Source organism: Galactobacter caseinivorans (assembly GCF_003640665.1).
Lineage (GTDB): Bacteria > Actinomycetota > Actinomycetes > Actinomycetales > Micrococcaceae > Galactobacter > Galactobacter caseinivorans.
Genome location: NZ_QQXL01000001.1, coordinates 78,924 through 104,678, shown reverse-complemented (window position 1 = coordinate 104,678; position 25,755 = coordinate 78,924). Strand labels below are relative to the sequence as shown.

The following is a 25,755-nucleotide window of genomic DNA, read 5'->3' as shown; positions in this document are numbered from 1 at the left end:
GCCGACCCGGCGGCCCGGCGACCCTCAGATCAAGGGGCCGCCGCAATTCATGACAGGATCTGTGCATGCCCCCCACCTCCATCCCCGCCGGCGCACGCCGCGGCCGCCCCGGCTATGACCAGGCCACGGTGTTGAAGATCGCGGTGGAGGCCTTCACGGAGTTTGGCTACGACGCCACGAGCATGGGCATGCTCGCGGAGCGCCTGGGCATCTCCAAGTCGGCCATCTATCACCACGTTCCCTCCAAGGTGGAGATCCTGCGTCTGGCCCTTGACACCGCGCTCACCCCGTTGGAGGCGGTGTTTGACGCCCCTGGGGCCCACAGCGGACCGGCCGTGGAGCGACTGCGCTTTGTGATCCGCTCCACCGTCGTGGCCCTCTTCGACCGCCGCCCGTACGTCACGCTGTTGCTGCGCCTGCGCGGCAATACGGAGGTGGAGCTGGCCGCCATGCAGCGCCGGCGCCAGTTGGACCGGCGGGTCGCGGAGCTGGTGAAGGCCGCTCAGGATGAGGGCTCGCTGCGCGCCGATCTGGAGCCCGGACCGGTGGCCCGTTTCCTCTTCGGCACGGTGAACTCCCTCACGGAGTGGTACCGACCCGAGGGCCGCTTCTCCCAGCGCGAGGCGGAGCAGACCATCATCGCCATGCTCTTCGACGGGCTCCTCCCGCGCCGTTGAGCCCGGCTGCACTGGCACGCTGGCCCAGCGGCCCTGACCCTGTTCGACGACGCGTAGAATGGTCGGTGGCTTGGCGGAGAGATCCTGCCTGGCTGGCCCGGCACCGGGCCTTCGCCGCCCTGACGAAAGCATGTTGTGAACGAGATCATTGAGACCCTCACGGGCAGCGCCGCTGGTACCTCACAGGCCACCATCATGCTGCTCACCATGCTGTCCTCACTGCTGCTTGCGGTGGGCATCATCCTCCTGGCTCGCCGCAACGACTTCGGTTGGTGGCTGGTCATGCTTGGTTACTTCGCGAACCCGCTCGTGGCCGCGCTGTACCCGGGCCAGAACGACTACTGGCTGTTGCTTGGAGCCATACCGCTCTTCATCTGCGCCGCCACGGCCATGTATGGCTTCAGCCGCCATCCGCTCAAGGGCCGCTTCACCCGCGTGCTGGCGCCCACGCAGTTCTCCGTGGTGGGCCTCCTTGGCCTGCTCCTGCTCGCGGTGGCGCTCACCATCTTGCAGTGGGGTCACGCTGTCACCACCCCGCAGCGCCTCTTCGCGACCCTGTCCGCGGATCAGATGTCCGGGCCACTGCTCACCGCGTGGCTCAACTTCTTCTTTACCGCGCTCATCGGGGCCTCCCTGGTCGGCGTGGGCTTTGCGCAGCGCTGGGCCTGGGGGCTCACGGCGCTTGGCGGCGCCGGCCTGGCCCTGCTGACCACCCTGCAGCCCCAGCTCAGTGGCTCCGAGGAGCCGCTCTTTGGCCTGCTGCTCGGCTACGTGCTCGTGGTGGTCACGGCCGTGTACGCCTGGATTGCGTGGGGCACTCCCCTGGCCCAGACGTCCGGGGAGGACACGAGCGAGGACAGCGCAGCAGCAGACGCAGACGCTGACCCCGACGCCCTCGACCCGGAAACCGAGGCCGCCTTGGAGGCCAAGGTGGACGCGGAGATCGCGGCGGAGCAGGCTGCCGATGCCGCCGCGACCAAGGGCGAGCCGAGCAAGGACGTGCCGAGCAAGTAGCGGGCCGCCGCGTCACAAACGACGCGGCACGGCGCCAAGATTCCGCTCACAACAGCGGCGTCCGGGTACTTTGAGGTCAGGCCGTCCGCGGCCGTCCATGACCGCGCAGTACCCGGAGGAACAATGACGTCCCGACCCGACACCGCCCCGACCACCACCCGCTCAGCCGGCCACCTGATCGTCGATTCGTTGGTGGCCCACGGCGTGGAGCGCGCCTACGTGATCCCAGGCGAGAGCTACCTTGACGTGCTGGATGGGCTCTATCACTCCAGCATCGAGACCGTGGTCTGCCGCCATGAGGGCGGCGCCGCGTACATGGCGGAGGCGGATGGCAAGCTGAACCAGATCCCGGGTATCGCCATGGTCACCCGCGGCCCTGGGGCGGCCAACGCCCACGTTGGTCTGCACACTGCCTGGCAGGACTCCACCCCCATGGTGCTCTTTGTTGGCCTGATCCCCTTTGAGCACCGCGACCGCGAGGCCTTCCAGGAGTTTGAGCCCAAGGCCTGGTTTGATTCCGGTGCCAAGCGCGTCATGGTCCTTGACCACGCCGAGCGCGCCAGCGAGATCGTGGCGGAGGCCATGTTCGCGGCCGTCGCCGGCCGTCCCGGCCCCGTGGTGATTGGCCTGCCAGAGGACATCCTGCGGGAGCAGGTTGAGTCCGGCGTGCACCCCAAGATCCCGGTGGCTCAGGGCGGCATGACCGTGGATGACTGGAAGGCGTTGAAGTCTGCCCTGACGGGTGCGGAGAAGCCGCTGTTCGTGTTTGGTGGCAACGATTGGAGCGATGAGGGCGCCCGGGCCTTCACCGCGTGGCTGGAGGATCACCACCTGGCGGCCGCCGCCGAGTGGCGTTGCGAGGGCACCGTGCCCTTCTCCTCCCCGTCCTACGTGGGTCCCATCGGCTACGGCCGCCCCCGTCCCACCTACGACCTCATGGAGGAGACGGACCTGCTGGTGTTTGTGGGCACCGTCCCCGGGGACGTGCTGACGAATGGCTTTAACATCCGTCAGAACTGGGATCAGAAAAACTTCATTGTCTCCATGGATGCCTCCATGCGCGGGCGCTCCGGCCCCGTCACCCACCAAATCGTGTCCAAGCCTGATCGCTTTGTGAGGGACTTGGTGCGCATGGACCTGGAGGTCAAGCCCGAGTGGCAGGCCTTCACCGAACGCATGCGCGGCGAGCAGGAGAAGTTCGCCGCCCTCCCGGAGGCCCGCACGGATGCAGAGCAGGCCACCATGGACGCCATGATGGCCCACCTTGTCCCCGCATTGCCCGCGGACACCATGGTCACCTTCGGCGCCGGCGAGCACACCAACTGGGCGCACCGCTACTTCCCCACTGGTTTCTACGCCTCCATGATCTCCGCCCGCAATGGCTCCATGGGCTACTCCGTGCCCTCCGCCGTGGCCGCGTCGCTGAACTACCCGGAGCGCCTGGTGGTCAGCATCGCCGGAGACGGCGAGTTCCTCATGAACGGCCAGGAGCTGGCCACCGCCACGCAGTACGGCGCCACTCCCCTGGTGATCGTCATGGACAACCAGGAGTACGGCACCATCCGCACCCACCAGGAGCGCCACTACCCCGACCGCGTCTCTGGCACGCAGCTACGCAACCCGGACTTTGCGCTGATGGCTCAGTCCTTTGGCGGCTTTGGCGCTCGGATTGAGCGCAACGAACAGATCCAGGAAGCGCTCGACGGCGCTCTGCGGGCCATCCGCGAGGACGGCACCTTTGCGCTGTTGCACCTGCTGGTGCCGCAGCGTTCCAAGGCGTACTGAGTCGGCGCACTGCGCCTGCCGGCGCACGGCCGGGGCGGCAGATGAGAGGGTTCTCATCTGTCCGGCCCGGCTTCTGCGGCGCCGCCCGTGCCACTCGGTGATTGAATGGGAGCGTGGGCGCCCTCACCTGGACGCCCGCGGAAGGAGTAGTCAGTGATTGAGCTCAAGACGGCCGCGGAGATCCAGGCCATGCGTCCCGCCGGGCGTTTCGTGGCAGAGGTCTTGGCGGCGCTGCGCCAGCACGCCAAGGTGGGCGTGAACCTGCTTGAACTGGACGCGCTGGCCGGGCGCATGATCGCGCAGGCGGGCGCCGTGTCCTGCTACGTGGACTACGCCCCCGCCTTTGGCGACGGTCCGTTTGGCTACTCGCTCTGCACCTCCGTGAATGACGCAGTACTGCACGGCAAGCCACACGACTACAAGCTGCGCAACGCGGACGTCCTCACTGTCGACTTCGCCGCGAGCCTGAATGGCTGGGTCAGCGACGCCGCCGTCACCTTTGTGGTGGGAAACCCCAACCCGGAGGGCCAGCGCCTCATTCAGGCCACCGAGGAGGCCCTCGCGGCCGCGATTGCGCAGGCGCAGCCGGGGAACAAGCTGGGCGATATCTCTCACGCCATCGGCGAGGTGGCTCGCTCCTACGACCTGAGCGTGAACCTGGAGTTCGGCGGGCACGGCGTGGGGCACACCATGCACGAGGACCCGCACATCTCCAACGACGGCCGCGCCGGGAGGGGCATGAAGATTCAGCCGGGCATGGTCTTTGCCATCGAGCCCTGGTTCATGGGCACCACGTCCACCCTGCGCACCGACCGGGATGGGTGGACCCTGCGCAGCGCGGACGGTTCGCTGACCGCACACTCGGAGCACACCGTCGCCATCACGCCGGAGGGCCCGATGGTCCTCACCGCGCCGCTGGCCTAGGGACGGGGCCGGGCGTGGGATGGCTAGCGAGGGGAATCCACCCGGGATGAGTGGGCGGTTGTGGACGCGCATCGGCCTGGGCGCGCTTGCGTTTGCCCTGGTGCTGGTGGTGGTGATGGCCGGGATTCAGGTCAGCCAACCGCCGGGGCCGGTGCAGTTGGGGCCCGCCGCGACGGTGAGCACCCTTGCCGAGCCCACCCCAAGCAAGAGCGCGACTCCGGTGCCCCCCTCCTCAGGGGCGCCTCCCACGACCGCACCCCCAAGCAAGACGGCGCCGCCAAGTAAGACCGCACCACCCAGTAAGACCGCGCCGCCCAAGCCGACCACCAAGCCGAGCCCGAGCAAGAGCAAACGCCCCGTCCCCCTGCCCAGTGACAAGACGGTCAAGCCCGCCCCTCCCTCGGATCACGACGACGACGACGATGGGGACGACGACGACGACGGCGGCCGCGGCGATGGGGACGACGATGACTGAGCCGCGACCGCGCGGCTGGTCCGTGCGCACCCGGGTGTTGCTTGGCCTGGTGGCCCTCATGACGCTCGCCTTTGTGATCACCGGCGGCACGCTCTATGCCGCCCAGCGCGCGGCGACGGATGAGCGCATTGACCGGACGTTGGGCATTGCCGTGGAGCGATTCTCTGCGCTGGCCACGCCCGGCGGCACCACTCCGTCGGGTGAAGCAGCCGGTGGTGATGTAGCCGGTGGTGCCGCGACCTCCGGGCCCGCCACAGCGCCGTCGGGCCCTAGCCCCTCAGCCGACCCCGCGCCGTCGACCGGCCAGGCGAGCGCCGCTCGCACCGCGCCGCTCTCCGGAGAGCGCCTGCTCTACACGGCCATGCAACAGACGCTCCCGGCAGAGAACGAGGGCATGATCGCGGTGGTGAACGGCCGCACGCGCTGGACTGCCCCGGATCAGATTCGCTTGCGACTGGAGGCTGACCCCGAACTGGTGGCCTGGGCCGCCGGGCCAGAGCCGGGCAACTCGTCGATGCTGCACACAGTCACCACCTCCACCACCACCTACCGTGTGGCTTCCATGCCTGTCGTGACGCAGGACGGCGTGGGTTCCGCGCGGCTGATATATGCGTTTGATTACTCCGTGGAACGCCGGCTCGTAGATGCCAGTTTTGGAATGTATGCGCTGGTGGGTGTGCTGGCCCTTGCCCTCACCGCCGTGGCGGGCTGGTTTGTGGTGGGCCGCCTGCTGCGCCCGGTCCGCTTGCTGCAAGAGACCACCCGGCGCATCTCGCAGACGGATCTCTCCGAGCGCATCGCCGTGGTGGGCCGCGACGATCTGGCGGAGCTCACCGTCACGGTGAACGACATGCTGGACCGGGTGGAGGGCGCGGTGCTGAGTCAAAAGCAACTGCTGGACGACGCGGGGCATGAGTTGCGCACGCCGATCACTGTGGTCCAGGGCCACCTGGAGCTGATGAATGTTCATGACCCGCAGGATGTGAGCAACGCTCGCGCGGTTGCCGTGGATGAGCTGGAACGGATGACCTTCCTGGTCAACGATCTGGTGATGCTGGCGCAGTCGGGAGCCACAGGCTTTGTCCGCCCGGCCCCCACTGATGTGAGCGAACTGCTGGATGAGGTATTCGCCAAGGCCCAGACCCTGGGGGATCGCGAGTGGAGCCTCCGCAGCCGACCGGAGGCCGTGGAGCCGCTGGATGCCCGCCGCATCACCCAGGCGTTGCTGCAGCTGGCGGCCAATGCGGTCAAGTACTCCGCCCCGGGCACCGCCATCAGCATGGGCGGCACGGTGGAGCACACCGAGGTGCGCCTGTGGGTGCGGGATCAGGGCACGGGGATTCGCCCCGAGGACCAGGAACGCATCTTTGAGCGCTTTGGACGCGTGGGCGGGGTGACCCGAACGGAGGGGGCCGGCCTGGGGCTCAGCATCGTGAATGCGATTGCGACGGCGCACGGCGGGCGCGTGGAGTTGTCCTCGCAACCCGGCGCGGGCTCCACCTTTGCCCTGGTCCTCCCCGCCGATCCAGAGCCGGACCAGGACCAGGACGATCCCGCCGACGACCTAATATTTTCACCCCACCATCCCCAGGAGCGCCCGTGAGCATCATCTTGATCGTGGAGGATGAGGAGCGGATCAGCTCCTTTGTCTCCAAGGGATTGCGCGCCGCCGGGCATCAACCGCTGGTGGCCGGGACCGTGGCGCAGGCCCAGCGCCTGCTGGGGGACGAGGCCGTGGAGCTCATCGTCCTAGACCTTGGCCTGCCGGACGGGGACGGGATGGAGGTGTTGGACACCCTGCGTGGGCAGGGCTCCTCCATTCCCGTGATCGTGTTGACAGCGCGCACCAGCATCGATGACACGGTCGCGAGCCTGGAGAGCGGGGCGGATGACTACATGGCCAAGCCGTTCCGCTTTGAGGAGCTGCTGGCCAGGATCCGGTTGCGACTGCGCTCGACGACCCCCTCCACCCCGGCCGGCGCGCCGGAGAGCACCACCCTGCATTCGGGCGAGCTGGTGCTTGACCTGGTCTCGCGGAAGGTGCGCGTGGGCCAGCGCGAGGTTGAGTTGTCCACGCGCGAGTTTGAGCTGGCGGCGACCTTTTTGCGCCACCCGGGCCAGGTCCTGACCCGCGAGCAGCTGCTCTCGCGGGTATGGGGCTTTGACTTTGACCCCGGCTCAAACGTGGTGGACGTGTACGTGCGCTACCTGCGCCGCAAGCTCGGCGCGGCGCGCTTCACGACGGTGCGCGGGGTGGGCTACCGGCTCGACGACGCGTAGCCGGGTTCGCAGCGCGGGCAGCCGAAAGGGCGCGAACCTCACGGTTCGCGCCCTTTCCGGTTTCGGCCACAGCTCGGTTGCGGCCACAGCTCGGTTGCGGCTGCTGCGCGGGGCGGGGGGTCCGCCCCGCGGGATCAGCCTGCTGAGCGGGCGGACTTCGCGGACTTGGCGGACTTCGGCGACTTGGGGCTCACCGCAGACTTAGCAGACACCGGCGACTTGGGGCTCACCGCCGACTTAGCAGACACCGGCGACTTGGGGCTCACCGCCGACTTAGCGGACACCGGGGACTTGGGGCTCACCGCCGACTTAGCGGACACCGGCGACTTGGGGCTCACGGCCGACTTGGCAGACTTGGCGGACACCGCGGTCTTAGCCGACACAGCCGTCTTCGCAGACACTGCGGTCTTGGCGGACACCGCGGTCTTAGCCGACACTGCCGTCTTGGCGGACACCGGCGAGGCGGCGCTGACCTGAGCGGTGGCGGCTGCGGCGGCCGGTGAGGCCGAACGCAGGTCCGCGGCGACCTGCTGCTGCGTGGCCACTCGCTCCGGCTGCTGGTCCGTGGGCTGGGCGGAGGCGAAAGCGATGCCGGCCCCGAGGGTGACGACGCCAAGCGCTCCGCCGAGGGTCCAAACGGTCTTCGTGGTCTTGTTCATGGCTCTTACCTCCGTGATGTGGTGGCGGGTTCTTCCCCCGCCGTTGACACCACTGTGCCCAAGCTATGTGAGACCTGAGGGAGAGGAAGATGAGAGAGCTCTCATGCCCTGGTCAGCAGATCCACCGCAGCCCTGCGATGCTGCGCCTCCGCAATGGCCACCCTCTGCGTGGCCACCTCTTCCGCATCCTCATGCCCCTCGTCATGCACCCCAGCGACCAGGGTCAGCACCACGGCAGCTACCCTGGCGTGCAGGGCCGCCGCGGCGATCCCCCGCCCCCGCAGGTACCGCACAAAGTCCTCATCCAGCAGCGCGGCGTAGCGAGGCACCACCTGGTAGCGGTGATCTAGCTGCGGCAGCACGGCCAGGTGCGCCAGCAGGCAGGCCAGGTCATCCACTCGGTACCCTGGCCCGGCCCCGTCCACGTCCAGCAGCCCGCTGACCCGGTGCCCCTTCACAAACACGTTGGCCTCATAGAGGTCACCGTGCACGGGCTCCTCCGGGCCCGGGTCCACGGCCGCGAGCTGCGCGGTGAGCGCCTGCGAGACCTCGACGATCCGCCCCTGCAGGGACGGGAAGGCCACGCTGGCTGCGTCCGCGTAGTCCGGGAGCCGATCAGACCAGGACTCGCGGCGTCGCTCCGTCAGGAGGGAGTGCGGAAGGCGGTCCAAGAGCGCCAGGAGGTCAGCGGCGTCGGGCAGTTCAGTGCCCACCCGGCTCATCGCCAACGCGAGCGACTCGCCCTCCGCCTCACGCAAGGCCACCACACCGTGGACCGTCTGCCCCACGGGCGCCGGCGCCGGGACCCCGGCCTCCAGCAGCAGCGAGTGGCGCCTGTGCAGGGAATCGGCGTCGCGGTGCAGGGCCTTCAGGTAGAGCCGCTGACCGTTCTTGAAGGTGGCACGCAGCACGGCGCGGCGCAGCGGCCGGTAGGCCAGCGTCTCCAGCTGGGTGACGGGGGAACCTGCACCCCAGATGCGTTCCACCGAGGCCGGCACGGAGGTGAGGGCAAGGCCCGGGAGCTTGGGGTCATAGGGGTGCAGCCAGAGCAGCACCCGGCGCAGCTCGGTGCCGTCGCCCGGCTCGCGATCGCTGAGCACCATCACGTGCTCCGGGGCCGGGTCCATGGGCTCCGTGGTGGCTCCAAGGAAAAAGGGCTCTTCACCGTCGGTGGGGACGGCCTCGAGGACCACAGACACCCCCGCCCCAGGTCGGTGATGCAGATCCACCAGGTGCACGCTCTGCGCCGGGCGCTGTTGCTGCTCCAGCGCCATCAGCACCACCTCGATGAACTCCGGCGATGACATCCACTGCACCTGGTGGGACTCGTCCCAACCGGTCTCCTGCGTCACGGGGTCTCCCCTGTTCTGGTCCCAGCACTCTGGTCCCACTGCTTGTCTCGATCGGCAGATTCCACCCTCTCACAGGCCAGAGCGTCACCGCACTCAGGACAGCGCCGGCCGACCCTGTCCACGAAAAATTAGTGATTGACACTTCCCTATCACTGGGTGTTGACTGATCACATCGCCGCGGCAAAGGGCCGCACACCACCCCAGAGACTGGGCGCGTGCACGGCGGTTGATGAGGAAAGGAGGCCACCATGACGAACCCCCAGCAGGGAACGCCCCGCCCGGCCGGCGGGAAGCGAGCGGACATGCGTGGCAAGGGCCCAGCCCTCTCCCACCAGGTCCCCAAGCACACCCACTCCACCCGCCGCGGCGCCTGAGCACTCACCTGGTCACGCCACACGCCATGGAGCCGGCCCCGGAGGCGCACCCCCGGGTTCAGGAGGCCCGCCATCACCGCACACGCGGAGGTGGCGGGCCTTCCCGCGCCGGGGACTGCGCCGGAGACTGCGGAGACTGCGCCGGACCCAGCCCCGGGGTTAGCATCAACCCGACGAGTACGTCATCCCCACCGGAAGGACACCCGTGAGCAGCACCTCCAACGCACCGGCCCACCCGCTCGCACACACCTTGCCGCTCTTTGGCCTGGAGTTGCGCACCCCGCGACTGGTCCTGCGCCCCGTCTGGGACGAGGACATCAACGGCCTGACGGACGCGGCCGTGGCCGGAATCCACCCGGCGGATGAGATGCCCTTCGCCTTCCCGTGGACCCGCGACGCCCGCCCAGCCCTGCTGGCCGGCACCGCAAAGACCATTTGGCGCGAGCGCGGCTGGCGCGCGCCGCATGATTGGTCCGTGAGCTTTGCGGTGCGTCGGATCGACGACGGCGACACCACACCCTGGTGGGAGATGCCCGTCATCGGCCGCCAGGACGTCACGGCCAAAGACTTCAACATCCTGCGTTCCGTGGGGACAGGTTCCTGGCTCACCTCATCGGAGCAGGGCAAGCGCCTGGGCAAGGAGATGCGCCTGGCCGTGTTGCTGTGGGCCTTTGACCACCTTGGCGCCACGGAGGGCACCAGCTCCGCCTACAACTGGAACGCCAAGTCCATGGGCGTCTCCCTGGGCGTGGGCTACTCCACCAACGGCGAGCGCCGCGTGATCGTGGAGGGGCGCATGGAGCCCGAGACCCTGCTCCGAGTCACCCCCGACAGCCTGATGCGCCCCGAGTGGACCCTGCAGACGCAGGGCGATCAAGCGGGGATCCGCGCGGAACTGGGCATCCTGCCGCCGGACGGCGCCTGACCCCGGCGGGTAGCCACCGCCAGCAGGCGGTCGGTGCCCCACACCCAACGCCCGACGCCGCTGGGTGAGCTTCCAAGGGAAGCCCACCCAGCGGCGTCGTGCAGGGTAAAAAATCCGCGCGGGCGCGGACCCGGTCACCAGTTCTTGTAGGTGACGTTTTCCTTTTCCACGAGGGTCAGGACGTCGTAGTTGGCAACCAGTTCGCCGTTCTGATTGTGCAGAACGGCGTCCCAGGCCACCTCTCCGTACTCGTCCGTCACGCGCGGGGTGATCTTCTTGGCCGTGAGGGTCACGCGGATGGAATCCCCGGCCGCGACCGGTGTGATGAAGCGCAGCGACTCCAGGCCGTAGTTGGCCAGCACCGGCCCCGGAGCGGGCTCAACAAACAATCCGGCGGCCCAGGAGACCAGCAGGTAGCCGTGGGCCACGATCCCGGGGAAGAACGGATTGGCCTCCGCCGCGGCCTCCTGCGTGTGCGCATAGAAGGTGTCCCCCGTGGTGTCCGCGAAGGCCTGAATCTCCTCGCGGCTCACCTGGCGCAACCCGGACACAAAGCCGTCGCCTAGACGAAGCTCGGCCAGCGACTTGCGGAACGGGTGCACGTTCTGCGGCGAACCACCAAAGGCCGGGTCGCCGGCCAGTTGCTGGTGGGCGCCTGCGTGCCACACGCCGGTGATGGCGGTGAGCATGTTGGGGCTGCCCTGCAGCGCGGTGCGGGACATGTGGTGCAGGATGGCGCGGGTGCCGCCCAGCTCCTCGCCGCCACCGGCGCGGCCGGGGCCGCCGTGGATCAGGTGAGGCATGGGAGAGCCGTGACCGGTGGAGGTCTTGGCGTCGTCCCGATCCAGCACGTGCACGCGGCCGTGGTGCGCCGCGATGCCGCGCGTGAGGGCCACAACGACGGCGGGGTCATGCGAGCAGACGGTGGCCACGAGCGAGCCGCCGCCCATGGCAGCCAACCGCACGGCGTCGTTCACATCCTGGTATTCAATGACGGAGGTGACGGGGCCAAAGGCCTCCACCGAGTGCACCTCGGGTGCCTCAGGGTCATCCCAGGTCAGCACCACCGGGGACATGAAGGCCCCGGACGCGGCCTCGTGGCCCTGCTGCGTGACGGCGTCCTGGAGCTCGGGGTCGCCGTATGCCAGCGTGCCGCCGGCGGCGACCAGGCGCCCCACGGCGCCGCGCACATCGCGCAGCTGATCCATGGAGGCCAGCGGGCCCATGGTGGTGCCCTCCGCGTGCGGATCCCCGGCGCGGGTGCGCTCATCAAAGGTTGCAGCCAGGGCCCCGACCACCGCATCGCGGAAGCCGGCCGGGACCAGGACGCGGCGCACGGCGGTGCACTTCTGGCCCGCCTTGGCCGTGACCTCCGTGGAGACCGAGCGAATGAACGCCTTGAACTCCGGGGTGTCCTCGGTGGCATCCGGGCCAAGAATGGCGGCGTTGAGCGAGTCGGTCTCCGCGGTGAAGCGCACGCCACCCTCGGTGACATTGCTGTGCTTGGCCAGCTGATTCGCCGTGGAACCGGAGCCGGTGAAGGCCACCATGTCGCGGTAGTCCAGGTGATCAAGCACGTCGCGGGCGGAGCCGGAGATCAGCTGCAGCGAGCCGGCGGGGAGCAGTCCGGACTCGATCATGAGCCGCACGCAGGCCTCGGTGAGGTAGCCGGTGGGCGTGGCCGGCTTCACGATGGTGGGCACGCCAGCGATGAAGCTGGGGGCAAACTTCTCTAGCATTCCCCAGACCGGGAAATTGAAGGCGTTGATCTGGACCGCGACGCCGGGCAGCGCGGTGAAGACGTGGGTGCCTTGGAAGGAGCCGTCCTTGGAGAGCACCTCCACGGGCCCCTCCTCAATGACGTTGGAGTTGGGCAGCTCGCGGCGGCCCTTAGAGGAGAAGGTGAAGAGAACGCCAATGCCACCGTCAATGTCGACGAAGCCGTCCTTCTTGGTGGCACCCGTACGCAGGTTGAGCTCATCCAGGACCGCTCTGTGCTCCCCCAAATAGAGGGCAAGCTGCTTCAGGATGAGGGCGCGTTCGTGCAGGCTCAGGGCGCTGAGGCCGGCCTGCCCCACGGTGCGCGCGTGGTGGATCATGGCCTTGATGTCCAGGCCGGTGGCGCTGACCTGTCCCAGCGTCTGGCCGTTGGAGGCGTCATAGACCTCGGTGCCTGCGGTGCCCGCCGCCGGAGTCCACCACTCATCGAGGGCGTAGCTGGGGACGTAGGCGGTTTGGGTGCTGATGCTCACGGCACACCTTTCCTGAACGATCGGTCAGTTAGTGGAACCACCGTATCAGCGACTCGGTGATCGGCGCCACAGTTGCGCAGTCCACAAACGCAGACCCCTTGCCCGACGCCGCGTGACCGGGGCGGGCGGGCCGCTGCCGGATTTCGGCTTGGCACAAGACAAACCATTGGTCTTATCCCCGGGCAAAACTGCATGCCCCGTTGGGTGAAACATCCTTCAGGCGAACCCTTGCCTAACAGTGTCTTTACTGGTTCCGTTAAGCCTTGTCATTGTTTCCCGTGTCCTTGACCCAAGGAGTTAACGTGTCTCAGGTAATCCCGGTGGACCAAACCCAGCGTCCGCAAACAAGACAGTCCCACCCCGGTTGGCGCCGCGGCGTCGCCCTCGTCGCCGGAGGCGCCCTAGCGCTTGCGGCCGCCGTCGCAGGCAGCGCAGGCGGAGCCCTTCCCACCGCGGAAGCAGCCGACCCGACGCCGAACGTGAAGGCACTGGCCGGTGCGCTCTCCAAGCAAAAGCTGACGTGGGAGACCTGCGACTTTGGTAGCGATGAACTGAACACCCGCTTCAACGTCGCCAACGTCAAGTGCGCCACCGTCAAGGTGCCGCGCGACTGGAAGAACCCGAGCAACGGCAAGACCTGGGACATCCGGATCTCGCAGGCCAAGAACATTGACGTGAAGAACCCGCGCTACAAGGGCACCATGTTCATCAACCCGGGCGGCCCGGGCGGAGAGGGCCTTCCGTGGGGCCCTGCCATGCAGGAGCGCACCCCGGACCTGAACCCGTACTACAACTACGTGGGCTTTGACCCGCGCGGCGTGGGACAGTCAAGCCAAGCCAGCTGTAGCTGGACCTGGGATAGCAACTCCACGGATAAGAACGCGAGCCTCAAGGCGGCCGGCAAGGCCTGTGCCGCGAACGAGGACGTCCGCACCATCAACACCGAGCAGACCGCGTATGACATGGACTTCATCCGCACCCTGCTCGCCGCCCCCAAGCTCAGCTACGTGGGCTACTCCTACGGCACCTGGCTGGGTGCCTGGTACGAGAAGGTGTTTGGCGCCAAGTACGGAGACAAGTTTGTGCTTGACTCCGCCACGGACGTCACCGACGCCACGCTGCAGCAGACCTGGGAGATGCAGCCCATCGCCCGTGACCGCCAGTTCCAGCGCCACATGATGAACTGGATTGCTCGCCAGGACAGCTCCTACGCACTGGGAACCGATCCCCAGGCCATCTACAAGCGCTACGTCGCGGCCTCCAACAAGCTGGATGACTTTACCGTCCTCTTCCTCTGGTCCTTCCTCGGCGGCGCCGGAGCCTTTGGCGTCAATGAGCAGTACCCCCAGGCAGCCAACGTGGTCTCCCTCGTCATCGAGTGGGGCGAGGAAGCAGAGGCCGCAGCCAAGCTGAAGACCGCTGGCGCCAAGAACCCGGCATCGGCCGCCCTCACCATGGTGAAGTCGCTCAAGGCGAGCAAGAACGGCCTGAGCGCCAAGCAGTTGGACCAGGCCAAGGCCAAGCTGTCCGCGCTCGGCAAGATGGAGACCGTGGCCCAGCGCTCCGACCTCAAGGTGAAGCAGTTTGCGGCTCGCACGCTGAAGAACGTGGAGGGTGCCGCTGAAGCGGGCGTCTCCCAGGGCACGCTGACGGATCCGTTCGACATGATCCGCTGCAACGACGGCCAGTGGACGCAGGGCGCGGCTTACTGGGACGCCTACAACAAGAAGACGACTCCCAAGGCGCCCGTCACCGCGAAGTGGGGCTTCCTGAGTGACCCGCCGCTGTGTGCCTTCTGGCGCACCTCGCAGATGATGCCGGTTGCGGATTCAACCTTCCCCAAGACCGTGGTCATCCAGGGCGAGCAGGACTCCCAGACCTCATGGGAGACCGGCTACGCCACCGGCGTGAAGCTGCCCAACACCAGCTTCATCGCGATCGACAACGAGGGTAGCCACGGGCACTTCCCCTACGGCACCGAGGCCGTGGATCGTCCCGTCTACAACTACCTGCTCAACGGCACCATGCCCAAGGACATCAAGGTGAACCAGGCCGTTCCGCTTCCGCGGGAGACGGCGACGTACGAGTCCTGGAGGAAGCTGAACTCCAAGGCCGTGCACACCGGGCCCATGGCCACGGATGCCTTCATCGTGACGGACGGTACGCCGACCGTGACGGCCGCGGGCAAGATTGCTCGCAAGGATGATGCTCTGTTGAACAAGAGCAGCGACCAGAAGGAGCTGGAGCGCCAGGTTGCCACGGTTTACGGCAAGAAGGGCGTGGACGCGGTTCGCAACGCGGGCTAAGTCCTAGCTGAACAGCAGTAGACGGCGCCTCCAAGCGCCGGGCACGTGATCGGGGTGGGGCCAGCCGGCCTCACCCCGATCTGCTGTGTGGTGCTTCACTCGTCTCCCCCTGGGCCGCGCGCAGCTCCCAGCTGCGCGTGACCCCCAGGGACGCCCGAAAATCCGCATCGTGACTCACCACCACCACGGCGCCGGCGTAGTTGCGCAGCGCCACGGCTAGCGCCTGCACCGATTCCAGGTCCAGGTCGTTGGTGGGCTCGTCAAGGACCAGCATCTGGGGCGGCGGATCAGCGGCCAGCACCCTAGCCAGATCCACGCGGAAACGCTCGCCGCCGGAGAGCCTCCCAAAGGGCTCAGCCACCCGCTCCCCGCGCAGTCGCAGGCGCGCCAGGACCTCCCTTGCCCTGGCCTCCGTCAACCCGGGCAGAACCCGCAGCAGATTTGACAGCACGCTGTCGCCATCTCGCAGCGCCTCGTCCTCCCCCACCACCCCGGTCCGCTGGTGCAGCACGCCAGTCGGGACCACGGCACCGGGCATCAGCGCCTCAAGCAGAGTGCTCTTTCCCGCGCCGTTGGGCCCCGTCAGCTCCACCACCTCCGGCCCGCGCACGGTGAGACTGGCCCCCTCACCCAGCGGCACGCCGTCGTCCATCAACACCGTCCCAGGCAGCCGGGGCACCCGGCCAGACAGCGCCATCACCCCACCACCGAGCGCCGTGCCCGGCAGGTCCACGTCGATGGAGGCCACCTCCCGCACCGCCTCTCGGGCCTCATCCAGCGCCTGCGCGGCCTCCCCCACCTTGGCGGCGTGGGCCGTGCGCACACGCCCCGCGGTGCCCTCCGCCGCATTCTTGCGGGTATTGGCCAGGATCTTGGGCATGGAGGTGGCCGCCTGCTTGCCCTGCCGGGCAGAGCGGGCCAGGGCGGTCTCCGCGCTCTGGCGCGTGCGACGCTCCTTGGCCAGCGCGGATTCGGCCTCGCGCAGCTCCCGCGAGGCGGCCTCCTGGGCGGCAGCCCGGCGAGAGGCGTAGTCATCCCAGCCCCCACCAAACTGCTCCAAGAGCACCCCCTCGGCGCGGCCAGCCCGCACCCTGCGCGGGCGCAGCTGCGCGATGGCGTCCGCGGCGCGCAACAGGGAGCGATCGTGGGAGACCATGATGACCGAGCCCGGCCAGCCGCGCAGCGCCTCCCGGAGGCGCTCCCTTGCCTCGTGGTCCAGGTTGTTGCTCGGCTCGTCCAGCAGGGTCAGCTCCGGGGTGGTGCGGCGCAGCCCAGCCAGGGCCAGGAGCATGGCCTCCCCGCCGGACAGGGTGCCGACGGTGCGCTGCAGGCCCGCCTCGGTATCGGCAAGGCTTCCCAGCCCGACGGCGTTCAGGGCGGCGCGCGCCGCCTCCTCCGCGTCCCAGTCCTCTCCGATGATCTCTAGCAACGCGGCGGCCCTCCCGGGGGCCGGCTCGGCCTCGGTGAGCTCCTGGATGGCACGCAGCACGGGCTCCACGCCGAGCAGGTCCGCCAGGGAGCGGCCGGCCTGGAGGGTGAGGCGCTGGGGCAACACGGCCACGCGCTCCGGGCGCGAAAGATGGCCCGCGTCCGGGGTGAGCTCCCCGGAGATCAGGCGCAGAAGCACGGACTTGCCCAGGCCGTTGGGGCCAATGATGCCGGTCACCCCGGCGCGGAAGGTGGTGCTGAGGTCCGTGAACACCTGGGTCCCGTCCGCAAAGGACAGGGACACCTGGTCAAGGACGACGGATGGGTGCTGTTGCTGGTGCTGCATGAGTGGTCCCCTCGGATCTGCCCGGGCGGCCGGATGCGGCGACGAGGGCATGATGCTCCGAGGCGGCGATCAACGCCATTCCTCGGTGCGGATCAGACGAGGGAAAGCAGCACTTGGGGGGCCTTACGCAGACAACAGGACAGCTCCGATCCTGGCGCATGCGGCGCGGTCTCGTCAACCGCCACCACGGCGCGGGCGCCGCCGAACTGCCCGTACCCGTTAGGCGCAGCACCCGCCGTCGGACTCGGTGGAACACACGCCGGTGGCGGGTAGGACCAAGTGCACCGCCCGGGCCGCCGCGTGCTCCCCCGCCAACTCGTCCGCGATGGAACGCACCTGTTCGTAGCCGGTCAGCAAGAGGAACGTGGGGGCTCGTCCATAGGATTTCATGCCCGCAATAAAGAGGTTTGCGTCTGGATGGGCCAGCTCCGCCACCCCGTGCGGCTCCACGGTCCCGCAGGAATGCAGGTGGGGGTCAATCAGCCCGGCGAGCGCCCGCGGGGCCTCCACGACCTGGTCCATCGCCAGCCGAAGCTCGCTCAGCAGCCCCAGGTCAGGGCGGAAACCGGTGGCGGCGATCGCCAGGTCCGCGGTGAGCGTCAGGGGCTCCCCGCGGCGCCTGCCCTGCAATTCGAGCTGGCCGGGCAGTTCGCTTCGACCCTGCCCCTCACGCGTCCCGCCGACCCACCTGGCCTCGTCGATCTCCAGGGAATCCACCAGCGTGATCACGCCGCCTCGCACCAGCGCCCGCAGCTCGGTGCCGAGCTTGCCGCGCGCCGCCAGCTCGTCCGCCGCGGAACCATACACCCGGCTGGGACGCCGGGAGCGCACCACCCACGTCACCCGGGTTCCGTCGTTGGCGCGGACCAGATTCGCCAGCTTCAGCAGCGTATTGGCGGCCGAATGCCCCGCACCGACCACCACGATGTGCTTCCCCACAAAAGCGGCGCGGTCCTGGCCCAGCACATCCGGGAGCGCGGGGAGGATGTGCTCCGCGGCCAGCTCATCCAGCACGGGGAGCCCGGAGGAGAGCAGAGAGTTGGGTTGCCCATAGGTACCCGAAGCGTCGATCACGGCGCGCGCCCTCACCGACCGCACGCCGTCCGGCGCACTCACCTGAAGGACGTACGGGGCCAGGGAGCGGCCCACAGATCTGGTGCGGTCCATGCCCTCCTTGGACACCGCCAGCACCGGGGAGTTGTAGCCGATCACTGCGGCAAGCTCCGGAGTCTGCGCCAGCGGCAGCAGATACTGGCGCAGGAACTCGGCGCCACTGGGGTTTTTGCCCGCCTGCGGGGGCTCCCACCCGTGCCGGTCCAGCAAACGCACCGCCGCGGCGTCGAGCACGTATTCCCACGGCGAGAAGAAGCGCGTGTGCGCCCACCCCCGCATCGCGTGCCCGGCGCCCGGGCCCGCCTCAAAGACCACCACGCGCTGCCCGCGCTCCAACAGCGCGGCGGCCGCCGCCAGCCCCACGGGGCCGGCGCCGATGATCGCGACGGGCAGGCCGCTCAGCCGCGGGGAGTCGACGGCGGGTGGGACCGTGAGCTGCAGCGTCACGCGCGCTCCCCCGCCGGGAGCAGATCCGCAAGCAGCGCCTGGACGCGGAGTTTGATGTCGTCGCGGACGGCGCGCACGGTGTCCAGGCCCTGGCCGGCGGGGTCGGTGAGCGCCCAGTCCTCGTAGCGTTTGCCCGGGAAGATGGGGCAGGCGTCGCCGCAACCCATGGTGATGACCACGTCGGAGGCGCGCACGTCGTCGGTCGCAAGGCGGCGGGGCGTGTTGGCCGTGATGTCGATTCCCACCTCCGCCATGGCAGTGACCGCGACGGGGTTGATGGAGTCGGCCGGCTGGGATCCGCCGGAGAGGACCTCCACGCGGTCGCCGGCAAAGTGGCGCAGCCAGGCGGCGGCCATCTGGGAGCGGCCGGCATTGTGGACGCACACGAAGAGGACGGTGGGGCGGGGGCTCATGGGTTCTCCCTGAAGGCGTGAGGGGCGGCTGTGCGGTGTGTGGTGTGGTGTGCTGCGGCAGAAGATCGACGAATGTCGATGTGTTGAGTATGATCCTGGACATCGACGTTCGTCAATTGGACGTTTGTTGTTCCAGGCAAGCGAGGTGTGCTGACCCATGACCGCACTACTGAACGCCGCCCATGCTGGCGGTGTGTCCGGCGCTGCCGCAGGCGCCTGTTGCGCCCCTGCGCAGGGCCAGGACATCCTGACGCAGGCACAAGCCGCCTCTCTGGCCGCAAAATTCAAGGCGCTGGCGGACCCGAACCGGCTCAAGATCCTCTCCATCGTTGCCGCGGCCCAGGGCCACGAGGCGTGCGTGTGCGACATCCAGGAACCCCTGGATCTTGGCCAGCCCACTGTGTCCCATCACCTCAAGACCCTGGTCGATGCCGGCATCCTTCGTCGCGAGAAGCGCGGGGTCTGGGCCTACTACTCACTGCTTCCCGGCGCCCTCGAATCCATCGCCGGTGCACTCATCCCTCAGGAGATCGCATGACGCCCAACCCCGCGGCGCCCCAAGGCCCTGCCACCCACACAGCCCACCGCCCGTCCATCCTGTTTGTCTGCGTCAAAAACGGCGGCAAATCACAGATGGCGCAGGCGCTGATGCGTCAGCTGGCCGGCGATTCCGTGCGCGTCACCTCCGGCGGAACCCACCCGGGGACCGCCCTCAACGCCCTGGCGGTCCAGTCGCTGGAGGCGGTTGGCGCGTCCGTGGCCGGGCAGTCACCTCAGTTGGTGACGCCAGAGCTGATGCGCGCCGCCGATCGCGTGGTGGTGCTGGGCCAGGAGGCCCAGCTGCCGGAGGTGGAAGGGGTCAGGGTGGAGCGCTGGATCACCGACGAGCCGTCCCTGCGCGGGATCGAGGGGATGGAGCGCATGGAGTTGGTGCGCGATGACATTCGGGCGCGGGTCGCGGAGCTGCTCGTCAGCCTCCGGTGACCCGCGCGGGGCTGGGGTTGCTCGGGGCTGGGGTGTTCGGCTCCACCTAACCCAGCACGTCCTGGCCCAGCACGTCCTGGCCCAGGCGGAAGCGCAGCATGGATCGCACCTGCGGCCACTCCGCGGCAACGATGGAATAGACACACGTATCGCGCAGCGAACCGTCACGCGTGCGCGTGTGCTGGCGCAGAACGCCGTCGAGCTTTGCGCCAAGCTTTTCTATCGCGGCACGCGACTGCTGGTTCTGCCACGACGTCCTGAACTCCACCGCGGGGCAGTCCCACACCTCAAAGGCCTGGGTGAGCAGCAGCAGCTTCGACTCGGCGTTGGTGCCAGATCCTTGGGCGCTCTTGGCGTTCCACGTGGAGCCGATTTCCACGCGCGGGATGCTGTGATCGATGTTCATGTAGCTGGTCATGCCGATGATGCGCTCGTCGCGCACCGCGCGCGTGGTGAACGGGATCATGCTGCCGGACCTTTGCAGGCCAAGGCGGCGCTCAATCTCCGCGCGCATTCCCTCCGGCGCCGGGATGTTGGTGTACCAGAGGCGCCAGAGCTCGCCGTCTCTCACGGCCTCCTTCAGCCCCTCCTCATGCTCCAGGGATAGCGGTTCCAGGCGGACGAGGTCACCGGTCAGGGTCACGGGCTGCAGGGTGGTCATGCCTCCACGCTAGGCGCGCCGAGGCTCCGCGGGAAGTGGGGGCCGCGAGCAAAGTGTCGGCCCCCTTTGCGACCATAGATCACACGGCGGAAGGGGTTCCGCTACCGCTTCAGGCATCGGGGGGTGCGCATCGTGGAACAGCCAGCCAACGCAGCCGATCCGGGCAGCGCATTCGATCCGAGCCGCGCGACCGAAGCGGGCAGCGCGACCGCGTCGGACGCCGTCGCCGGGCTCCGTGACGCTCTCCGCGCCATCGAGGGCGGTGTGGCTCAGTTGCTTGGGGCCCTGTCCTCTTTGCCGGACGACGCGGTGGTCGCCTCCCTGAGTCTCGCGGCTGAGCTGCATCGCAGCTCTGGCGGGTTGCAGGTCGCGCTGACCCGCGAGGTGGTGTCCCGTTCCGACGCCTCGCCGGATCAGTCCCTGTGCCGGCGGCAGCACTTCCGCTCGCCGCGGGAGATGATCGAGCACAGTTTTGGCACCGTCCCGGGTGCCACTTCCGGCCTCCTGGCCGTGGCCGAGTCCACGGCGGAGCGCCGCGGATTCTCCGCCGGGCCCCTTCCTCCGGCCCTGGGGTTGCTGCGCAAGGCGTTGGATGAGGGGCAGGTGAGCGTGGACCAGGCCCGCGTCATCGCCGCCGGTCTGCCGCCCGCGCACCGGGCCGCCCATCCCGAGATGCTCCAGGCCGCTGAGGCCGCCCTCATTGGCGGAGCCACCGGCGGGAAGCTGGGCCAGGCCGCCGCGGAGAACGGCGAGCAGCGGCTGCGTCCCGAGTTGTTGAAGGCGCAGGCCACGCTGTGGAATCGGGCGATTGACCCGGACGGTTTGGAGCCGGACGAGCGCCGACAACGGGCAGCGCGGTCCTTCCGGCTCAGCCAGCGCCGCGACGGCATGTGGAACCTCTCCGGCCTTGCCCCGGCGCTGGACGGCGCGGCCATCAAGACCGTGCTGGATTCGTTTACGGCACCGCGTGTGGCTGGCGGAGCCCGTGAACTGGGTGCGGCCGGGGTTGGCGGTGCGGCCGAGGTGAGCGGCGGTGCAGCCGGGGTTGGCGGTGCAGCCGGGGCCGGCGAACACGCCGTGGACGCAGACAACGCCGAGCGTCGCTTGCCGGAGCAGATTCGCTTCGATGTCCTCACATCGCTCTTCGCCCAGCTTGCTACGTCCAGCGCCGCGCCGCGTTCCGGCGGGGCGGCGCCCACGCTGATGGTCATGACTCGCGCGGCGGCGGTGCACAAGACGGCGGCGCGGGCCGGCGGTGGGAGCTCCACCGGTACATCGGCGGTGGCCGGGGCTGCTCCAGGGCACGGTGCGCCGGCTCATAGCGAGAGTGCTCCAGAAACTTCAGCTCCGGCCAGCAACAACGGACCCGACTCCGCGCTGGAACATGGTGCGTGGCTCCCGCAGACCGGCGACGTGGTCTCGATCGGCTCGCTGGCGCGGATGATCTGCGACGGCGAGGTGCAGTTCCTCTCCACCGATGCCAATGATGAGCCGCTGCGGCTGGGGCGCACCACCAGGCTGTTCACGCCGGCGCAGCGCCGTGCCCTCATGGCAAGAGATAGGCGATGCCGGGCGCCGGGATGCTCGTTCCCCGCCAGCTATTGCGAGGCACACCACCTGATCCCCTGGTCGCTGGGCGGTGCCACGGACGTGGAAAACGGCATCCTGCTCTGTAATTTTCACCACCACGAGGCCCATGCCGGGCGGGTGAGGATCGCCCGACGGCAACAACCACTCCTCTCGCCCCCGCAGGCGCAGGGGACACCGTTGCCGCAACGACCCTCCATCGCCTGTGCTGTGGCGCCCGTCGAGCGCCCCGTGGCGGCCAGAATTCCCGTGGTGGCCAGGATTCCTGTGGTGCCCAGGATTGTTCCGAACGCCGCGCCCCGCGGTCTGGAAGGTGGCCTCGGAGCAGATACAGCTCACGGAAGCGGGGTTTCGCACGGTGTGGATCGTCCGCGCCTGGCCGCCCACCTGCTCTGCGGCGGCGCCTCGGCCCGCCACATCGGCAAGCGTGCTGCTCATGGGGCTGGCGGCCGGAGGACTGGCGGCCGGTGGAGTTGGGGCCAGTGGACAGGTGGCCGGTGGAGAGATGACCGGTGGAGTGCGTCGAGCCATCCGGCCAGGAACTGAGCGACCCCGAACAGAGGGGCTGTTCGGGGTCGGGCTGCAGATGCGGTTCCGGCGCACATCAGCCGGGGACCGGCCGAAGATCAGCTGAAAATCACGCCCAGTCGTAGAAGCCCTTGCCGGACTTCTGCCCCAGATCGCCGCGCTCCACCATGTCCATCATGAGCTGCGGCGGCGCAAAACGCGGCCCAAGCTCCTGCGCCAGGTACGTCGCGATGTCCAGCCGAACGTCCAGCCCCACAATGTCGGTGGTTCGCAGCGGACCAGACGCGTGCCCGTATCCAAGCACCATGGCGTTGTCGATGTCCTCCGGAGTGCCCACGCCCTCCTCCACCATGCGGATGGCCTCGATCGCGAGGGATACCCCCAGTCGAGACGAAGCAAAGCCGGGGGAATCCTTCACGACCACGGCGGTCTTGCCCAGCGCCTCCACCCAGCCACGCACCGACGCGAGCACCTCGTCATCCGTCGCGGCGCCCCACACCACCTCGATCAGCTTGGAGGCAGGAACCGGATTGAAGAAGTGAAGTCCAAGGAACAAACCCGGACGCTGCAACTCGGCGGCCAAGCCATCGATGGACAGTGAGGATGTGTTGGAGGCCAACACCACTCCCTCGGCCAGGTGCGACTCGGCCTCGCGCAGCGTCGAGACCTTCAGGTCCCACAGCTCCGGCACGGCCTCCACGGCCAGGTCCACGTGCGCCAGCGCAGCCTTGCTCGTCGCGGTGCTGAAGTGGCCCAGCCACTCCTCGCGCGTCCCGGCAAGCCCGCGAGCCAACGACTTATCCACCGACGCGGCCACGCGCTCGGAGGCGGCGGCAGCAGCGTCGTCGTTCGCCTCAACCACCACCACGTCGCTGCCAGAGATCAGGAACGCGTGCGCGATGCCGGCGCCCATGCGCCCGCCGCCGATGACGCCCACACGGGCGGGAAGCTTCTGGCTCACTTGCTGTCCTGCTTTCGCTCGTTCTTCTTGTCCAAAAAGGCCTGCATACGCTCAAATTTGGCCTCGGACTCAAAGAGCACGGCCTGCGCCAGGGTGTCGATCATGGGATGCGCCTCCCGAGGGGCGTGGAACACCGCCTTGGTGAGTCGCACGGCCAGCGGGTCTTGAGCGGCGATCCGATCAGCCAGCGCGTGCGCCGCGGTCAGGAGCTCCGCCGGCTCCACGAGCTCGGTGATGAGCCCGGCAGCCAGGCACTGCTCGCCCGTGAGGATCTTGCCGGCCAGCAGGATTTCCTTGGCCAGCGGCTCCCCCACCAATTCGCGCAGCCGCCACGTGGCACCCGCTCCGGCGGTGATGCCGAGATTGGTCTCCGGCTGGCCCATGCGCAGCTGCGGGGTGCCGATGCGAAAATCCGCCGCATAGGAGAGCTCCGCTCCCCCACCCAGCGCAAAGCCGTCCAGCGCCGCGATCATGGGCAGCGGCAGCTGAGCCAGTCGGTCAAAGATGGTGGAGTTGATCCCGGCCAGGGCCTCTGCCCGACGCCGTTCCTTCAGTTGGGCGATATCCGCACCGGACGCGAAGATCCCCTTGGTGCCCTTGTCTGGATCCGAGGGGAGGCCCGTGAGGATCAGCAGCGCTGGGTGGCGCTCCAGGTGATCCGCAAGAGCGTGAAGCTCGTCCACCATGGTCTGGTCAATGGCGTTGCGCACCTCCGGCCGATTCAGGGAGGCGACCACCCGGTCACTGCCCTCGCGCACACGCAAGGCAGAAAAACCGGCCGCCCACGCGGCGTCGTGCAGTGAGGCCTGATCAAAGCCGCCCACGCTCAGACTCCCTCGATCAGGAGTGCAGACCCCTGGCCCACGCCCACGCACATGGTGGCCAGGCCCAGCTTGCGTCCCGGCTTGTCTGCCAGCTCGCGCTCCATGCGGCCAAGTAGCGTGACCACCAGGCGGGAACCGGAGGAGCCAAGCGGGTGGCCAAGGGCGATGGCGCCGCCGTCCGCGTTGACGATGTCCAGGTCAAGCCCCAGCTCGCGCTGGCAGGCAAGGGACTGCGAGGCAAAGGCCTCGTTCAGCTCCACGGCGCCCAAGTCTGCCGTGGTGAGCCCGTGGCGATCCAGCACCTTTCGGGTGGCAGGGACGGGGCCCATGCCCATGATTTCTGGGGCCAGGCCGGCGCTGGCGCCGCCCAGCACCTTGGCGCGGGGGGTGAGGCCAAGGCGCTTCACCGCCGCCTCGGAGGCCACCACGATCGCGGACGCGCCGTCGTTCAGGCTGGAGGCATTGCCCGCCGTGACGACAGAGCCGCCCTTCACCACCGGGCGCAGCTTGCCCAGCACCTCTGCCGTTGTCCCGGGCCTGGGGCCCTCGTCGGTGTCGACGACGGTTTCCGCGCCCTTGCGGCCCTTGACGGTGACGGGGACGATCTCGTTCTTGAAGTGCCCAGCGGCGATGGCCGCGAGCGAGCGCTCGTGGGAGCGCACCGCAAAGTTGTCACAGTCCTCGCGGCTCACGCCGTACACGGAGGCGACCTCCTCCGCCGTCTCCGGCATGGAGTAGGTCATCTTGCCGTCCCGCGAGAGCTCTCCGGAGAGGAACTCCGGGTTGGGGAAGCGCCAACCAATCGACGTGTCAAAAGTAGCGCCCGGCTTGGCGAAGGCGGTGGTGGGCTTTTCCATGACCCAGGGGGCGCGCGACATGGATTCGACGCCGCCAGCCACCACGATGTCGGCCTCGCCAGCCTTGATCATCTGCGCGGCCATGGCGATGGCGGAGAGGCCGGAGGCGCAGAGCCGGTTCACGGTGATGCCCGGCACGGAGTCTGGGAAGCCCGCCAGCAGCCAGGCCATGCGGGCCACGTTGCGGTTCTCCTCGCCGGCGCCGTTGGCGTTGCCGAGGATGACCTCGTCCACTTCTGCCGGGTCAATTCCGGCCCGCTCGACGGCCGCCTTGACCGTGAGGGCCGCTAGATCGTCCGGGCGAACGGATGAGAGGGCGCCGCCGTAGCGACCCACGGGGGTGCGCGCGCCGCCGATGAGGTAGGCCTCGGTCATGACTCTCCTTCTGGAGGGGTGAGCCTCCGCCGTGCGCCCGCGAGGGGCCGGTTGTGATCGAGTGCTGTCGGTCGGAAGGGGAAACAAGGCCCCGCATTTCCTGACCGATCGGTCAGGAAGAACGTACCGGGATCGTGTGATCTGCGTCAATGCTTGGGGCGTCGGTGACGGCGCGGGTGTGGGCCCAAGGCGCTTTGCACACCACGAC

23 protein-coding genes are annotated in these 25,755 nt (G+C 68.6%); 13 read left to right on the top strand and 10 right to left on the bottom strand.

Annotated features, from left to right (window positions below; all coding sequences use genetic code 11):
* Positions 1-65 precede the first annotated feature (65 nt).
* The 7 genes from DWQ67_RS00495 to DWQ67_RS00465 all read left to right on the top strand — a co-directional run bounded on the left by DWQ67_RS00495 (position 66) and on the right by DWQ67_RS00465 (position 7,155).
* Positions 66-677, top strand: a complete 612-nt coding sequence (locus DWQ67_RS00495) for a TetR/AcrR family transcriptional regulator (protein ID WP_121483638.1) — start codon at positions 66-68, stop codon at positions 675-677.
* 135 nt (positions 678-812) lie between these two features.
* Positions 813-1,691 carry a hypothetical protein gene (locus tag DWQ67_RS00490; protein WP_121483637.1) on the top strand — a complete coding sequence of 293 codons (879 nt, stop codon included), beginning with the start codon at positions 813-815 and terminating at the stop codon, positions 1,689-1,691.
* Between the two features lie 123 nt (positions 1,692-1,814).
* Positions 1,815-3,476, top strand: a complete 1,662-nt coding sequence (locus tag DWQ67_RS00485) for a thiamine pyrophosphate-dependent enzyme (protein WP_121483636.1) — start codon at positions 1,815-1,817, stop codon at positions 3,474-3,476.
* 153 nt (positions 3,477-3,629) lie between these two features.
* Positions 3,630-4,400 carry a type I methionyl aminopeptidase gene (map, locus tag DWQ67_RS00480; protein WP_121483635.1) on the top strand — a complete coding sequence of 257 codons (771 nt, stop codon included), beginning with the start codon at positions 3,630-3,632 and terminating at the stop codon, positions 4,398-4,400.
* Positions 4,401-4,446: 46 nt separating this feature from the next.
* Positions 4,447-4,875, top strand: coding sequence for a hypothetical protein (locus tag DWQ67_RS00475; RefSeq protein WP_121483634.1), 429 nt, complete (start codon positions 4,447-4,449; stop codon positions 4,873-4,875).
* Positions 4,868-6,478, top strand: coding sequence for a sensor histidine kinase (locus tag DWQ67_RS00470; RefSeq protein WP_158595316.1), 1,611 nt, complete (start codon positions 4,868-4,870; stop codon positions 6,476-6,478). The genes DWQ67_RS00475 and DWQ67_RS00470 overlap by 8 nt, the downstream gene beginning before the upstream one ends.
* Positions 6,475-7,155 (top strand): response regulator transcription factor, encoded by a 681-nt coding sequence (locus tag DWQ67_RS00465; protein WP_121483632.1) that lies wholly within the window; start codon positions 6,475-6,477, stop codon positions 7,153-7,155. The genes DWQ67_RS00470 and DWQ67_RS00465 overlap by 4 nt, the downstream gene beginning before the upstream one ends.
* Positions 7,156-7,289: 134 nt before the next feature.
* Here the strand turns inward: DWQ67_RS00465 and DWQ67_RS13565 are convergent, their stop codons facing one another.
* Together DWQ67_RS13565 and DWQ67_RS00455 are read right to left on the bottom strand one after the other, a co-directional pair.
* Positions 7,290-7,814 carry a hypothetical protein gene (locus DWQ67_RS13565; protein WP_147433573.1) on the bottom strand — a complete coding sequence of 175 codons (525 nt, stop codon included), beginning with the start codon at positions 7,812-7,814 and terminating at the stop codon, positions 7,290-7,292.
* A 101-nt stretch (positions 7,815-7,915) separates the two neighbouring features.
* The gene (locus tag DWQ67_RS00455) at positions 7,916-9,166 is read right to left on the bottom strand and encodes a phosphotransferase (RefSeq protein ID WP_121483630.1); all 1,251 of its coding nucleotides are present in this window, start codon (positions 9,164-9,166) and stop codon (positions 7,916-7,918) included.
* Positions 9,167-9,414: 248 nt separating this feature from the next.
* On the opposite strand from DWQ67_RS00455, the gene DWQ67_RS14175 reads away from it, so the two are divergent.
* Both DWQ67_RS14175 and DWQ67_RS00450 read left to right on the top strand, forming a co-directional pair.
* Positions 9,415-9,540, top strand: a complete 126-nt coding sequence (locus DWQ67_RS14175; protein ID WP_267899636.1) for a hypothetical protein — start codon at positions 9,415-9,417, stop codon at positions 9,538-9,540.
* Between the two features lie 205 nt (positions 9,541-9,745).
* On the top strand, positions 9,746-10,465 hold the full coding sequence (locus DWQ67_RS00450) for a GNAT family N-acetyltransferase (protein ID WP_233555844.1): 720 nt from the start codon (positions 9,746-9,748) through the stop codon (positions 10,463-10,465).
* Between the two features lie 134 nt (positions 10,466-10,599).
* Here the strand turns inward: DWQ67_RS00450 and paaZ are convergent, their stop codons facing one another.
* On the bottom strand, positions 10,600-12,711 hold the full coding sequence (gene paaZ, locus DWQ67_RS00445) for a phenylacetic acid degradation bifunctional protein PaaZ (protein WP_121484200.1): 2,112 nt from the start codon (positions 12,709-12,711) through the stop codon (positions 10,600-10,602).
* Positions 12,712-13,019: 308 nt separating this feature from the next.
* On the opposite strand from paaZ, the gene DWQ67_RS00440 reads away from it, so the two are divergent.
* Complete coding sequence (locus tag DWQ67_RS00440; RefSeq protein WP_121483629.1) at positions 13,020-15,023, top strand: alpha/beta fold hydrolase; 2,004 nt, start codon at positions 13,020-13,022, stop codon at positions 15,021-15,023.
* A gap of 70 nt (positions 15,024-15,093) precedes the next feature.
* Here DWQ67_RS00440 and DWQ67_RS00435 read toward each other — a convergent pair whose 3' ends face one another.
* The 3 genes from DWQ67_RS00435 to DWQ67_RS00425 all read right to left on the bottom strand — a co-directional run bounded on the left by DWQ67_RS00435 (position 15,094) and on the right by DWQ67_RS00425 (position 18,770).
* Positions 15,094-16,797, bottom strand: coding sequence for an ABC-F family ATP-binding cassette domain-containing protein (locus DWQ67_RS00435; protein ID WP_158595315.1), 1,704 nt, complete (start codon positions 16,795-16,797; stop codon positions 15,094-15,096).
* A 219-nt stretch (positions 16,798-17,016) separates the two neighbouring features.
* Entirely contained in the window at positions 17,017-18,357 is a 1,341-nt protein-coding gene (locus DWQ67_RS00430; protein WP_121483627.1) for an FAD-dependent oxidoreductase, read from the bottom strand.
* Positions 18,354-18,770 carry an arsenate reductase ArsC gene (locus DWQ67_RS00425; RefSeq protein WP_121483626.1) on the bottom strand — a complete coding sequence of 139 codons (417 nt, stop codon included), beginning with the start codon at positions 18,768-18,770 and terminating at the stop codon, positions 18,354-18,356. The genes DWQ67_RS00430 and DWQ67_RS00425 overlap by 4 nt, the downstream gene beginning before the upstream one ends.
* A gap of 157 nt (positions 18,771-18,927) precedes the next feature.
* Between DWQ67_RS00425 and DWQ67_RS00420 the strand changes: the two genes are divergently transcribed.
* Together DWQ67_RS00420 and DWQ67_RS00415 are read left to right on the top strand one after the other, a co-directional pair.
* Positions 18,928-19,308, top strand: a complete 381-nt coding sequence (locus DWQ67_RS00420; protein WP_121483625.1) for an ArsR/SmtB family transcription factor — start codon at positions 18,928-18,930, stop codon at positions 19,306-19,308.
* The gene (locus DWQ67_RS00415; RefSeq protein ID WP_121483624.1) at positions 19,305-19,754 is read left to right on the top strand and encodes an arsenate-mycothiol transferase ArsC; all 450 of its coding nucleotides are present in this window, start codon (positions 19,305-19,307) and stop codon (positions 19,752-19,754) included. Before DWQ67_RS00420 ends, DWQ67_RS00415 begins: the two co-directional genes overlap by 4 nt.
* A 46-nt stretch (positions 19,755-19,800) precedes the next feature.
* Here the strand turns inward: DWQ67_RS00415 and DWQ67_RS00410 are convergent, their stop codons facing one another.
* Positions 19,801-20,415: a GNAT family N-acetyltransferase gene (locus tag DWQ67_RS00410; RefSeq protein ID WP_121483623.1), complete on the bottom strand. Its 615-nt coding sequence runs from the start codon at positions 20,413-20,415 to the stop codon at positions 19,801-19,803.
* A 132-nt stretch (positions 20,416-20,547) separates the two neighbouring features.
* On the opposite strand from DWQ67_RS00410, the gene DWQ67_RS00405 reads away from it, so the two are divergent.
* Positions 20,548-22,548 (top strand): HNH endonuclease signature motif containing protein, encoded by a 2,001-nt coding sequence (locus DWQ67_RS00405; RefSeq protein WP_147433572.1) that lies wholly within the window; start codon positions 20,548-20,550, stop codon positions 22,546-22,548.
* Between the two features lie 91 nt (positions 22,549-22,639).
* Here DWQ67_RS00405 and DWQ67_RS00400 read toward each other — a convergent pair whose 3' ends face one another.
* Genes DWQ67_RS00400 through DWQ67_RS00390 form a run of 3 tightly spaced genes read right to left on the bottom strand, consistent with a single transcriptional unit; the run spans position 22,640 to position 25,547 of the window.
* Positions 22,640-23,491, bottom strand: coding sequence for a 3-hydroxyacyl-CoA dehydrogenase family protein (locus DWQ67_RS00400; protein ID WP_267899635.1), 852 nt, complete (start codon positions 23,489-23,491; stop codon positions 22,640-22,642).
* The gene (locus DWQ67_RS00395; protein WP_233555843.1) at positions 23,488-24,315 is read right to left on the bottom strand and encodes an enoyl-CoA hydratase/isomerase family protein; all 828 of its coding nucleotides are present in this window, start codon (positions 24,313-24,315) and stop codon (positions 23,488-23,490) included. Before DWQ67_RS00395 ends, DWQ67_RS00400 begins: the two co-directional genes overlap by 4 nt.
* Positions 24,316-24,317: 2 nt before the next feature.
* Positions 24,318-25,547, bottom strand: a complete 1,230-nt coding sequence (locus DWQ67_RS00390) for a thiolase family protein (protein WP_121483621.1) — start codon at positions 25,545-25,547, stop codon at positions 24,318-24,320.
* Positions 25,548-25,755 lie beyond the last annotated feature (208 nt).